Annotated in this window: 13 protein-coding genes, 2 tRNA genes and 2 pseudogenes; 8 read left to right on the forward strand and 9 right to left on the reverse strand. The window is 25.3% G+C overall.

Annotation, left to right across the window (positions count from 1 at the left end; all coding sequences use genetic code 4):
- Nucleotides 1-28: 28 nt before the first annotated feature.
- From AACK97_RS07375 to AACK97_RS07410, 8 genes are all read right to left on the reverse strand, one after another.
- Entirely contained in the window at nucleotides 29-826 is a 798-nt protein-coding gene (locus tag AACK97_RS07375) for a MurR/RpiR family transcriptional regulator (protein ID WP_338967765.1), read from the reverse strand.
- Nucleotides 827-1,024: 198 nt separating this feature from the next.
- A tRNA-Trp gene (locus tag AACK97_RS07380) sits at nucleotides 1,025-1,100 on the reverse strand.
- 58 nt (nucleotides 1,101-1,158) lie between these two features.
- Complete coding sequence (locus AACK97_RS07385) at nucleotides 1,159-1,641, reverse strand: Fur family transcriptional regulator (RefSeq protein WP_338967766.1); 483 nt, start codon at nucleotides 1,639-1,641, stop codon at nucleotides 1,159-1,161.
- 16 nt (nucleotides 1,642-1,657) lie between these two features.
- Entirely contained in the window at nucleotides 1,658-1,894 is a 237-nt protein-coding gene (locus AACK97_RS07390) for an acyl carrier protein (protein ID WP_338967767.1), read from the reverse strand.
- Between the two features lie 17 nt (nucleotides 1,895-1,911).
- Entirely contained in the window at nucleotides 1,912-3,339 is a 1,428-nt protein-coding gene (gene proS, locus AACK97_RS07395) for a proline--tRNA ligase (RefSeq protein WP_338967768.1), read from the reverse strand.
- Nucleotides 3,332-4,027, reverse strand: coding sequence for an acetyltransferase (locus AACK97_RS07400; RefSeq protein WP_338967769.1), 696 nt, complete (start codon nucleotides 4,025-4,027; stop codon nucleotides 3,332-3,334). Before AACK97_RS07400 ends, proS begins: the two co-directional genes overlap by 8 nt.
- A 15-nt stretch (nucleotides 4,028-4,042) precedes the next feature.
- Complete coding sequence (gene cls, locus AACK97_RS07405) at nucleotides 4,043-5,563, reverse strand: cardiolipin synthase (protein ID WP_338967770.1); 1,521 nt, start codon at nucleotides 5,561-5,563, stop codon at nucleotides 4,043-4,045.
- Nucleotides 5,564-5,810: 247 nt separating this feature from the next.
- Nucleotides 5,811-6,755 (reverse strand): IS30 family transposase, encoded by a 945-nt coding sequence (locus AACK97_RS07410; RefSeq protein WP_338967772.1) that lies wholly within the window; start codon nucleotides 6,753-6,755, stop codon nucleotides 5,811-5,813.
- 82 nt (nucleotides 6,756-6,837) lie between these two features.
- Here AACK97_RS07410 and AACK97_RS07415 point away from each other — a divergent pair.
- Nucleotides 6,838-7,491, forward strand: a pseudogene (locus AACK97_RS07415) (IS30 family transposase); the annotation flags it as partial.
- Nucleotides 7,492-7,558: 67 nt separating this feature from the next.
- Here AACK97_RS07415 and AACK97_RS07420 read toward each other — a convergent pair.
- On the reverse strand, nucleotides 7,559-8,503 hold the full coding sequence (locus tag AACK97_RS07420; RefSeq protein ID WP_338967733.1) for an IS30 family transposase: 945 nt from the start codon (nucleotides 8,501-8,503) through the stop codon (nucleotides 7,559-7,561).
- A 329-nt stretch (nucleotides 8,504-8,832) separates the two neighbouring features.
- Here AACK97_RS07420 and AACK97_RS07425 point away from each other — a divergent pair, with 329 nt between their 5' ends.
- From AACK97_RS07425 to AACK97_RS07455, 7 genes and pseudogenes are all read left to right on the forward strand, one after another.
- The gene (locus AACK97_RS07425) at nucleotides 8,833-9,774 is read left to right on the forward strand and encodes a bifunctional oligoribonuclease/PAP phosphatase NrnA (RefSeq protein WP_338967773.1); all 942 of its coding nucleotides are present in this window, start codon (nucleotides 8,833-8,835) and stop codon (nucleotides 9,772-9,774) included.
- A 3-nt stretch (nucleotides 9,775-9,777) separates the two neighbouring features.
- Nucleotides 9,778-10,257 carry a tRNA (adenosine(37)-N6)-threonylcarbamoyltransferase complex ATPase subunit type 1 TsaE gene (tsaE, locus tag AACK97_RS07430; protein ID WP_338967775.1) on the forward strand — a complete coding sequence of 160 codons (480 nt, stop codon included), beginning with the start codon at nucleotides 9,778-9,780 and terminating at the stop codon, nucleotides 10,255-10,257.
- Nucleotides 10,244-10,819, forward strand: coding sequence for a hypothetical protein (locus AACK97_RS07435; protein WP_338967776.1), 576 nt, complete (start codon nucleotides 10,244-10,246; stop codon nucleotides 10,817-10,819). The genes tsaE and AACK97_RS07435 overlap by 14 nt, the downstream gene beginning before the upstream one ends.
- 15 nt (nucleotides 10,820-10,834) lie before the next feature.
- Nucleotides 10,835-11,584: a type III pantothenate kinase gene (locus tag AACK97_RS07440; RefSeq protein WP_338967777.1), complete on the forward strand. Its 750-nt coding sequence runs from the start codon at nucleotides 10,835-10,837 to the stop codon at nucleotides 11,582-11,584.
- Nucleotides 11,584-12,171: a tRNA (adenosine(37)-N6)-threonylcarbamoyltransferase complex dimerization subunit type 1 TsaB gene (gene tsaB / locus AACK97_RS07445; protein WP_338967779.1), complete on the forward strand. Its 588-nt coding sequence runs from the start codon at nucleotides 11,584-11,586 to the stop codon at nucleotides 12,169-12,171. Before AACK97_RS07440 ends, tsaB begins: the two co-directional genes overlap by 1 nt.
- Before the next feature lie 68 nt (nucleotides 12,172-12,239).
- Nucleotides 12,240-12,329, forward strand: a tRNA-Ser gene (locus AACK97_RS07450).
- Between the two features lie 201 nt (nucleotides 12,330-12,530).
- Nucleotides 12,531-12,821 (forward strand): annotated as a pseudogene (locus tag AACK97_RS07455) (helix-turn-helix domain-containing protein); the annotation flags it as partial.
- Nucleotides 12,822-12,858: the final 37 nt, after the last annotated feature.

Raw genomic sequence — 12,858 nt, forward strand, 5'->3', positions numbered from 1 at the left:
TTAAATTTAGTCCTACCTTTATTTTAACTTATAACTTAAAATTAATTATTTTTGCATACAAGAAATCTAATAATTGCATTAATAATTGCAATCTAATTGAAAAAACACTTCATAATTGTTCTTCTTCAGATTTAATTACAAAATAGGATTTAAAACTTTTAGCTAATTTTGTTTCTTTGCTAAAAATACCAATTGAGTAAGCTTTATCTTTTAATTCTTCAATTATTTCACCAATTAAATTATTTGTACCACTTAATGATAGGCAAATAACAACATCATCAGCAGTAACTAATGGCAAGTACGAATAAATAACATTAATATCATTCTCACAAATAACATTTTTATTTACTCATCTTAATCTTTGCGCGAAAGAAATAGCAGGATAATATGAAATTCCAAAACCAAAAATAAAGATTGTTTTTGCATCAATAATTTTTTTAACAATTAAATCATTATCTTTATTAATAAAATCTAAATATAATCGATTATTATCCTCATCTCTTATTTTCACATATTCATTAAAAAAATAGGTAATATTACTTTTCAATTGCAAATTAGTATTAACTTGTCGTCCTGAATTTTTAATTCTTTGATTAGCAACTTTTAATTGATACTTCAATTCCGTTCAACCACTTAGATTTAATTTTTGACAAAAGCGAATTATTGAACTAGAAGAAGTAAAACAAGCATCAGCAACACTTGTTGATGTTCATTCATCAATTTGTTCTAAGTTATTTAAAATAAATGTAGCAATACTGGCGTTAATAACATTGTCTTCATTAAATTTTATATGCTTTAATTTCTTAATAAAATCAAAATCTTCCAAAATGACCTCCTTATTTCATTTATATTATCTTCCTGATAATTTTGAATTATATCGCAAAAACATTTCATCAGATAAATTTAGGTAAACTTTCCAAAAAATGAAATATTCTTCATTAAAAATATAAAAATAACCAGTTTGTAAGATAATACCAATAATGGTTATTTTTATATTGCTATCATCCTTAATAACTAATTTTATTGGCAGGGGTAGCAGGATTTGAACCCACAAGCGCGCGGTTTTGAAGACCGCCGTTCTACCATTGAACTATACCCCTACAATAAATATATTCTATCAAAGTTATTAAAAATGACAAAGTAAATTATAAAGAAATTTTAAAGATTATTTATTACCTTCTTGTTTTTTTCCTGACAAGATATACAAATTCCATGTGCTTCTAATTTATAATGTACAGGTTTAAAATCAGCATTTTGTAATTTTTCTTCTAATTTTTTCAAATTATCTTGAAAATCTTGATCACTTAAATGCATATCTTCACTAAGATGAATAACCTTATGACAAGTTTCACAAACTAAATGAACTAAGACAGGATTTGATAATTCAAAAACAATATCTCGGCCATTAAAAACATTAAGATAAATCAATTCTTCTTGCAAAAACAAATCTAAAGTATTATAAACTGACATGACATTAATATTCTTATGTTCATCATTTTCTTTTTTCAGTTCTCTAATAATGCCATTAATATTTAGATGTTGCTTCTTTAATAATAATTTTAATATTGCTAATCTAATATTAGTTAAACGATGTCCTTTATTTTTTAATACTTGCGTTAATTTTTTATAATCTCATTTCACAATTTTAACGCCCTTTTTAACTATTACTATTTACTACTTCTTCAATAATAATTATTAAATCCTGAACAGTATTAATATCACTTAACTTATTATCAGGAATCCGAAATTTATATTCTTCTTCTGCTAAAATAATTAAATCCATTAATTCTAAAGAGTCCAAACCTAAATTACGGAAATTAGTTTCTAATGATATTTTTACTTTGATACCCTTTTTTTCTTTCAATAATTTAGCAATTTCAGCTAATCAATTCATTAAATTCTTCCTCCTATTTAATATGCCCGCGCAAAATAAAAATGACCTTTTGCTCTTTGATTACATTTAAAACATTTAGAATTTTCTTCAACCTGCTTTTCTAAATCTTGACAACGACTAACAGTACTAGTTAACTGCTTAATTTCTGCTTCACACTCAATACGATTACAAAATCAAGCACCAAAAAATCCCGTTTTTGTTTTTAATTGTTGTTCATATTCATTAAAACTATTAACAACAAATACTTGCGCTTCTAATCGTTCTAACGACCTTGCATATAAATCATTTTGCATTTGTTCCATATTAGTTTTTAAATATGATTCCACATCATTAATCTTAACCATTAATTTTGTTTTTGTGTCTCTGCGCACAATTAATACTTTATCAATTTCTAATTCCCGAATCCCAATTTCAATGCGAAAACAAACTCCTTGAATTTCACTATTACTTAACTTATAACCCAATGACTTTAAAGAATTATCAATGACAACACGATATTTAGTTTTTAATTGTTGATAAATCCTATTAACTTGTTTTCTTACTTGCTCATCATCTTGAATCGGAATTATTCCTACTTGAATTGGTGCTACCATTGGGGGTAATACTAATCCCCTATTATCACTATGAGACATAATTAAAGCTCCAATAACTCTTGTTGACATCCCTCACGAAGTTTGATAACCATATTCTTCTTTATTGTTAGCATTAGTAAACTTAATATCAAAATTTTTAGAAAAATTTTGGGCAAAATAATGACTAGTTGCTGATTGTAATGCTTGTCCATCTAACATTAATGCTTCTAAACTATATGTATCAACAGCACCAGCAAACTTTTCATGAAGACTTTTTTTACCATTAAGAACAGCAAAGGCTAAAACTTCTTTAAAAAATTTAACATATAAATTCATCATTTCTACCGTTCAATTTTGGGCTTCTTCCATATTATTATGAACACTATGACCTTCTTGCCACAAAAATTCTGTTGTTCTTAAAAAAGGTCTTGTTGTTTTTTCTCAACGAATAACATTCGCTCATTGATTATATTTTAATGGTAAGTCCTTATAACTAGAAATATTTTTTGAAAAATATGTCCCAAACAAAACTTCAGAAGTTGGTCTAATAACCAACGGTTCATCTAAATTTTTATCACCAACTTTGGTAACAATAGCACATTCAGGGGCAAAACCTTGAATATGTTCTTTCTCTTGATTTAATAAACTCTCAGGAATTAATAAAGGCATATAAACATCTTGAATTTCAACTTCTAAAAATCTGATTTCTAAGTTTTTCACAATATTTTTTCAAATTGCATAACCATGCGGTTTTAAAATTGGTGCTCCTTTAACTACTCCATAATCTATTAGATTACCATTTACAATCAAATCAGTATATCATTGACTAAAATTTTCCTCCAACGATGTAATTTTATTAAGATTTTTATTCATTAACTTTTAACTCCTTTCCTTTAATTTCTTCAATAATGCCTTTATCACCATAAAATATTTTAATATCAATTTGTTGATGAGAAACATATTGTTGTAATCTTTTGTATATTTCTATATCTTTAATTAAAATTGCTCTAATAGCATTAACACTAATTGGTTCATTAATGATAACTCGTTGCAAATTATTATTAAACTCTCAATCTTTTTTAGTATTTTCATATAATTTCACTAAATCAATATAAAAAATTGCCACCGTAGTTAAATCAATCTTATTTTCTAAGCATCAACTTCAAAATTGATGACGACTACTAGTAGATAATTCTAATTCAAGATGATCATCTTTTTCTAAATATGTTCAAACAATATACTTTTCATTTTCTTTAAGTTTCTTAGATTTTACCGGTTTAATTCCTTGCTCCAAAATATAAAAAATATTAGCAATGGAACTATAAAAATAAAAATGATCAACTTTTTGTAATAATAATTGCTTAATAATTCTTTTAGTAGCATTTCGTGTTCATCCAAAATGAATATCAACTTTATTAATTGTTTGAACGCTTTTTGAAAATAAATGTTTAAAAAAACCTCGTCTTTCTTTAACTTCCGGTTTTTTTTCTAAACTTACGGGAGAATCTTGTTTTTCTAACTGCTTAGCAATTTTTTTATTAATTTTTTTCGTTTTGTGCATTATTATTTTCCTTTCCTAAAATAAGGGGTCAAAAATTTTAACAATTGGCAAAATCATTATCCGATAAAATCAATTTTTTTTCTTTAGCGGTGATGTTGTTAAAAGAATACTTCTTTCAATATCTCATAAATAATTCTTTTCTAGTTGCTTATTAGCATCACCATAAAGAATAACAATAGTTTGATGATCGTGATAAAGACTACGAAAATCTAAATTAGTTGATCCAATAATGACTAAATTATCATCAATTAATGCTGTTTTTGAATGATTAAAAATATTACTCATTTCATAAATTTTTATCCCCGAATTAAATAATTCATCATAATATGAACGACTAATATCAAGAATAAAAAATTTATCAGTTTTTCCTGGCATTAATAATCGTACATCAACACCTGACTTAGCAGCATTTTTTAATGCCGTTACAATATCATCAGTTGGAATAAAATACGGCGTTGATAACCAAATACGACTTTTAGCACTAGAAATAACTTTAACATAAATATCCTTTTGAATCGTTTCATAAGTATTGGGACCATCATCAATAACCTGAACAATATTACTAGTTTTACCATCATATGGTTCATTTTTTAACAATTTCTTATCAAACACTAACGACTCGCCAGTTGTAAAATATCAATCCTGTAAAAATATTAATTCTAAACTACGAACAGCACTACCTTGCAAACGAACTTGACTATCGCGTCAAAAGCCATATTTAGAACTTAAATGACAATAAGCATCACCAACATTAATGCCTCCCGTATAACCAATCTTGCCATCAATAATAACATCTTTACGATGATTACGATAATTATTACGACCACTAATAAAAGGTAAATTTATCGGTGAAAATCTTTTTAAATGAACACCAGCTCGCTTCAATTTCTGAATTGTATCATGATAAACCGTAAAAAAACTTCCAGCATGATCATAAATTAAGCGAATATTAACACCTTGATAAGTTTTTTTAATTAATAACTGTGTCAAATATTTTAAAACTTCACCATCATCTAAAATAAAATAATTAATATGAATATAATTTTCAGCACTTTCTAAGTCTTTAAATAACAACGAAAACTTTTCAATTCCATTAGTTATTAAATCAACTTTCGTATGTTTATATAGTGGTCTTTGTGATATATTAGTAGTCAAATGTAAAATACTTCGTTCTTCTTTAATTTGATTTTTTAAAAAGTTATTCGTATAATTAAAATCCTCTTTAGCATAAAAATCTTGATATTTTTTTAAATAAAACTTTTGTGCTTTAGTATAACGATAAGTTCGGCCAAAAATAATAAAGATTATAATACCCACAATTGGTAACGCATACACAGCAATAATTCAAGAAATTTTTGTTCGTGCTGGTCGGTTGGAAACAAAAATAATTAATGCTGTTAAAGTTCCAAATGAAATTGTTACGACACCAATAATTCATAATCAATCAATATATTTAGCAATAATAAAAATACAAGTCACCAATAAAAGTACTAAAAGAACAAAAGTAATTGCTAAACGCATTTTTTTATTTAACATTAATTTAATTCCACCTTATAAATAAAATATTGTTTTTTAAATATGTATTAATTTTATCTTAATATCACAAAAAAACAACTTTACAATAAGTAAGGTCGCGTTTAGTTTTCTTAGGTATTGCTTTGAAGAAGTAAAACAATCAGCTAATTATATTATTTAATTACTAAACTAACCCTGCCTTTCTTGTTATTGTCATTTTTATTCGTTACCATTTTACCTGAATTGTAAATATAAATGGGACAGTTTTTTAAAATAATTGTATTAAATCTATTGGTCTTTTATAAGATAATGATTTTCTGGGTGTAGAATTAATTTGAAATGCTATAGAATTTAAGTCTTTTTGTTTATATGAAGATAAATCAGTAGATTTTGGTAAATATCTTCTTAAAATACCATTATTGTTCTCATTTAAACCTCTTTGACAAGGTTTTCCGTCATCTGCAAAATAAATTTTAACATTACAATTTTTTTCAATTAATTTTCATTTACTAAATTCTTTACCACGATCAAAAGTAATAGTTTTAATTGTTCCTGGTATTAATTTTGAAATAAATTTTATTATACTTTGTGTAATACTTTCTGCTTTATGATTTTTAGTTTTCAAAGGAATTGTGGTTTTTGATCATATATCAGCTAAAGTAATAATAGAACTTTTATGATCTTTACCAACGATAGTATCTCCCTCTAAATGGCCAAATTCTTGTATATTTTTAATATTTGGAATGATTAAATTTCTTTCATGAATAGATTTACAATTATTAATTCTGCCCCTAGTTTCTTTTTGTTTATGAGGTTTATTTTTGCCTTTTCTCAATAAATTTTTTTCATCAAAACCCATTCGATTTGTTTTAAACATGTTATATAAAGTTTTTGTTGAAATATTTTTTATTTTATTTTTCTTTAAAAAATCAGCAATTATATCAAGAGCATAATTTTTAGTAATTAACAAATGATTGATAGTATTAATTTCTGTTAAAGTTAAAATTATTAATTTTCTACCTGCATTTTGTTTATTTTTTTGAACTTGATTCAATATTTCTAATGGTAATAAGTTTTGATTTAATAATTTACAAACTCTGTGTACAGTTGATTTACTATAATCAATTGCTTTTGCTATTTTACGAATAGAAAATCCATAACTTTTATATTCTTTTATTGCTATTATTGATTCAATAGTCAGATACTTATACATTGTGCTAATTCCTTTCTTTTCTTAATTATAGAATTAACACAATTTGTTTTTTATATAAGTGTCCTTTTTAATTTTACATTTCAGGAAAAATAAAATAAAAAATATTTCAACAAAAACTTTATATAACATGTTTAAAACAAATCGAATGGGTTTTGATGAAAAAAATTTATTGAGAAAAGGCAAAAATAAACCTCATAAACAAAAAGAAACTAGGGGCAGAATTAATAATTGTAAATCTATTCATGAAAGAAATTTAATCATTCCAAATATTAAAAATATACAAGAATTTGGCCATTTAGAGGGAGATACTATCGTTGGTAAAGATCATAAAAGTTCTATTATTACTTTAGCTGATATATGATCAAAAACCACAATTCCTTTGAAAACTAAAAATCATAAAGCAGAAAGTATTACACAAAGTATAATAAAATTTATTTCAAAATTAATACCAGGAACAATTAAAACCATTACTTTTGATCGTGGTAAAGAATTTAGTAAATGAAAATTAATTGAAAAAAATTGTAATGTTAAAATTTATTTTGCAGATGCCGGAAAACCTTGTCAAAGAGGTTTAAATGAGAACAATAATGGTATTTTAAGAAGATATTTACCAAAATCTACTGATTTATCTTCATATAAACAAAAAGACTTAAATTCTATAGCATTTCAAATTAATTCTACACCCAGAAAATCATTATCTTATAAAAGACCAATAGATTTAATACAATTATTTTAAAAAACTGTCCCATTTATATTTACAATTCAGGTTTCTTTAAAAAGCCAAATTGTAAAGTTAAGTGCAACTAAATTATTTTTCTAACCAAATATTCGATTGGCGAAAGATAATTTAGTATTTTTCTTGGTCTTTGGTTTAAAGACAATATAAATTTATGAACTGCATTTTTAGTAGTGTTTGAAAAATTAAATTTTTTAGGAAATTTTTCTCTAATTAAACCATTAGTATTTTCATTAGTACCTCTTTGTCAAGGTGAATATGCATCAGCAAAATAAATTTTAACATTACAATTTTTTTCAAGTTGTTGTCAATTAGCAAATTCTTTACCCCTATCAAATGTTATAGTCTTAACAAGATTATTTGGAAGAATTGATAAATAATGACTAATATTTTTGTTAATAACTTTAGTAGTTCTATTTTCAACTAATATTGCTAAAGTAAATCTTGATGTTCTTTCAACTAAAGTTATTAAACATGATTTACTTTTACCTCGTGATGATACTACAGTATCACCTTCTCAATGGCCAAGAGTTATGCGATTATTAACATTTCGTTCTTTAATGGATTTACCATTAAATTTACCCCGATTTTCTTGAGATTTTCGTTTCTTACCTTTTCTTCTTAAATTTTTACTAGTAACCTTTTCAAGTAATCCAGAATAAATTCAATTGTAAATTGTTTTAAAACTAATAATTCATTCTTGATGAAAATTTTTAATTCTGCCATAAATTTGTTCAGGCGATCAACCTAATAATAATTTTTGTTGTACATATTTTACTAATTCTCTATTTTTAAATTTATGAAAATAAACATGTAATTGTTTTCTATTTTCTGCTTTATTTTGTGCAATTAATGAAAAATAATGATTATTATCTTTATTTCTATTAACTTCTCGATTAATAGTACTAATACTTCGATTAAGATTTTTAGCTATTTCACTAATTTTTACTTTAAATTTCAATTGATTCTCAATATAAATTCTTTCATCTATGCCAAGATGTTTGTATCCCATATAAAAACTCCTTAAATTTACTTTTTCTAAAATAAACTTAGCATCATGAAATTTTTATATGAAATCTTTTGCAATTTTATTTACTTGCACTTACAAGTATAATTCAGCACAATTCAGAAAATATAAAAATTAAGTAGTCAATGATTTTATTAAATTATGTCAATTTTTTTGTCAATTTTTTTAATAAAATCATTCTTAAATTAATTTTATTAAAATATGTTAAAATTATTTATTAAAAATAATAAATTTAGTAAAATTATTTATTATTTTAAAATTAAGAGAATTTGTTATAAAATTACCTTAATAAGGAATTTTAGAAAGGTAAAAATATGAAAGATAAGATTTTGCAGTTAATTAAGGAACATAACCGAATTATATTGCTTCGTCATATTATTCCTGATGGTGATGCTTATGGTGTGCAGTTAGGTTTAAAAGAAATAATTAAAACTAATTGACCTAATAAGATTGTCCTAGCAGCGGGAACGAATAGTGATTATTTAAACTTTATTGGGACTATGGATACAGTGCATGATGATGATTTTAAAGATAGTTTAGTTATTATTGGTGATTGTGGTAATTTAGCACGAGTTGATGATGACCGATATAAATTAGCAAAAACTATTATTAAGATTGACCATCATCCCAATGTTGAACCTTATGGTGATATTATTTGAGTTGATGAACAATTTGGTTCAGCTAGTGAAATGATTGCTTTATGAGTTAAGGAATGTAATTTAAAGGTATCATCATTAGCGGCAAGAATTATTTATCATGGAATGGTAACAGATAGTGGTCGTTTTCTTTATTCACGAACTAATGCCAGAACATTTAGTCTTGCTAGTTTTTTATTAATAAAAGGGTTTGATTTAGATCAATTATATCGTGAAATGTATCAAGTTAGTGAAGAAGATTTAAAATTTATGAGTTTTGTTTATGAAAATTATCAAACTTCAACGAAAGGAGTTTTATATTTAGTATTTGATAACAAAACATTAAAGAAATTAGGCATTAATCATAATACTGTTGCTAGTAAGGTCAATCTATTAGCTAATGTTAAAAATAAACCAATTTGAGTATTTTTTTGTGAGGATGAAAATCATAATATTCGTGTTGAACTACGATCAAATAAATTTTTTGTTAATACTGTTGCTAGCAAATATAATGGTGGTGGTCATAATTTTGCTGCGGGAGCACGAATTAATGATTTTAATGATGTTAAAAATATTATTAGTGATTTAGATGAAGTGATTAGTAGAGGAGAACCAAAATAAGTGGTGAATTTGCAGTTTATAACTCATAATGAGGCACAAACAGAAGCATTGGGAGCTATTATTGCTAAATATGCTAAGCCGGGTTTTATTTTGTTGCAAGGAGCATTGGCGGCTGGGAAAACAACATTTACAAGATATTTAGCAAATGCCTTGCAAATTTCAGCGGTAGTTAATTCGCCAACATTTGTTATTATGAATGAGTATGTAATTCCAAAACAATCATTTAAATTAATTCATATGGATGCTTATCGTTTAAATAATGATGAAGATTTAGAAATGTATGAAGAGGCATTTAATAATAATTTAAATATTATTGAATGATATGAAAATGTTTTACAAATTATTGATTTTAATAATGCGTTAATCTTACAATGGAAGATAATTGATGATACTACCAGAGTAATTAATTTGAGTGGTAAGGGTCTTCTTGCAACGCAAGTAATTAAATTTTTACAGGACAATGATTTAAATGTTAAATGTTAAGGCAATTAGTTATTTAGCTCTTAGTGTAGCCTTACTACTATTATTTACTTTTACGCCATTTTTAGGTTATATTCAAATTAGTGTTATTAGTATTACTTTAGTTCCTTGTGTGGTAATGATTATTAGTATTATTTGAATTAAAATTTTAAAGTGGAACCCATTTATTGTTGGTGTTATCTCAGGATTGTTATTAGGATTAAGTTCTTTTTTAGCATCATTTGTGATGGGCGGACCGTTGGCAGTAGTTTTTCAAAATCCATTATTTAGTATTGTACCAAGATTATTAGTTGGTATTGTTTCAGGAATTATATTACAATTTCTAGTATTGCGTTCTAAATTTCGTTATTGATTAACAATTATCATTTGATCATTTTTTGTTATTAGTACTAATTCTTTTACAACTTTAGCAATGATTTATTTTTTAGGAGATGCATTTTTTCCTGACCTTAATGTGTTGCAATATATTAGTTGATTAGCATTAGCAACAAATTATTTACCAGAACTTATGATTACAACTTTAATTATTTTACCAATTGTTAAGGTTATTAATAAAATAGGTTAGCAAAGGAGGATATTTATGAAGTTATTAGTTGATATTGGTAATAGTTTAATTCATTTAGGTGTTTATCAAGAAAATCAAAAAGTATTTTATGAGCAATTATCTAGTAATATTAATGTTGATAAATTATTATCTTGCATGGAAGAAGTTCTTGAACCATTTTTATTAAAAATTCAACGATGTATTGTTAGTAGTGTTAAACCGCAATTTAATTCGGTAATTGAATTATTAGTTGAAAAATATTGTTGGAATTATTTACTTGTTGATAGTGTGTTAAAAACAAATTTAAAATTTGTTTTAGATGATGCTATTACTTTGGGTGCTGATTTAATAGCAGCAGCGGTAGGGGCTGTTAGTATTTATCCAAATCGTAATATAATTATTATTGATATGGGGACAGCAACAACGATTTCGTGTATTAAAGATAATTCGTTTATTGGTGGTGCAATATTGCCAGGATTACTAACAAGTGCTGAAGCTTTAATTGAAAAAGCAGCTTTATTGAAAAAAGATCCTTGATTTTTGCCACCAGAAATGATTGCTAAGAATACTAAAGATTGTTTAAGCGTTGGTATTATTTATGGTCATGCGATGGCAATTAAAGGTATTGTGGAAACTTATCAAAAACAATTAAAAGATTCAGTAGTAATAATATTAGGTGGTAATTATTTTTTTGTTAAAAATATTTTGCAAGATTATCAATTTATTAATGATTTAATTTTTACTGGTTTAAATATTTTAGGAACATTAAATGAAGGTGAAGAATAATGAAAACATTATTTTTAGATACAACAAATGGATATTTAGTAATTATTTTACAAGATGACCGTGGTTTATTAGATAGTTTACAAATTTGAAATCATCAAAAACACACTGAGAAGGCAACAGTTTTAATAGATGAAATGTTAACTAATCATAAATTAAGTTGATTTGATATTGATAGTTTATATTTAACTGTTGGTCCGGGAAGTTATACTGGAATTCGGGTGGGAATTACAATTGCGAAAACAATGAAAGCTGTTAATGAGACCTTGCAAGTTTTTGTTACGAATAGTTTATTATTGCAAGTTGGTAACAAGCAGGCGATTAGTGTTATTAATGCTAAAACTGATCAATTTTTTGTTGCGGTTTATGATAATTTTCATCCGATGGTTTTGGAACAAGTGGTTACAAGAAATAATTTATTATTATTGAAAAAAGAATGAAAAAAATTTAAGTTAATTGAAGATTATCATCGGATTGATGTAGTAGAAAATTTTTTACAAATTAAACATTTATGTAAAAAAGTAACTAATGTTGATGATTTAGAACCATTATATTTAAAGGAATTACAACTTAAAAAGCATTATGAATAAAAATAAAAATTTTGGATGTTATTTTTTAAAATTTTTAGATATAATTATTTATGTGTGATAATCACTATGGAGCAGTACTCAAGTGGTTAAGAGGGCTCCCTGCTAAGGAGTTAGGTCAAGCAATTGGCGCACGAGTTCGAATCTCGTCTGCTCCGCCATTAATTTTAAATAATTTGATATTTGTTGTTAACAACTTTACTTATGGGCGCATAAAGTTTTATTAGGTGGGAAAAGATTTGAATAAGTATTAAGACAGTCAGCAATGATTGTCTTTCCTGAAATGTAAAATTAAAAAGGACACTTATATAAAAAACAAATTGTGTTAATTCTATAATTAAGAAAAGAAAGGAATTAGCACAATGTATAAGTATCTGACTATTGAATCAATAATAGCAATAAAAGAATATAAAAGTTATGGATTTTCTATTCGTAAAATAGCAAAAGCAATTGATTATAGTAAATCAACTGTACACAAAGTTTGTAAATTATTAAATCAAAACTTATTACCATTAGAAATATTGAATCAAGTTCAAAAAAATAAACAAAATGCAGGTAGAAAATTAATAATTTTAACTTTAACAGAAATTAATACTATCAATCATTTGTTAATTACTAAAAATTATGCTCTTGATATAATTGCTGATTTTTTGCTGAATTATACTTGTAAGTGCAAGTAAATAAAATTGC

Origin of the sequence: Spiroplasma endosymbiont of Lonchoptera lutea (genome assembly GCF_964019715.1) — a bacterium.
Lineage (GTDB): Bacteria > Bacillota_I > Bacilli_A > Mycoplasmatales > Nriv7 > Nriv7.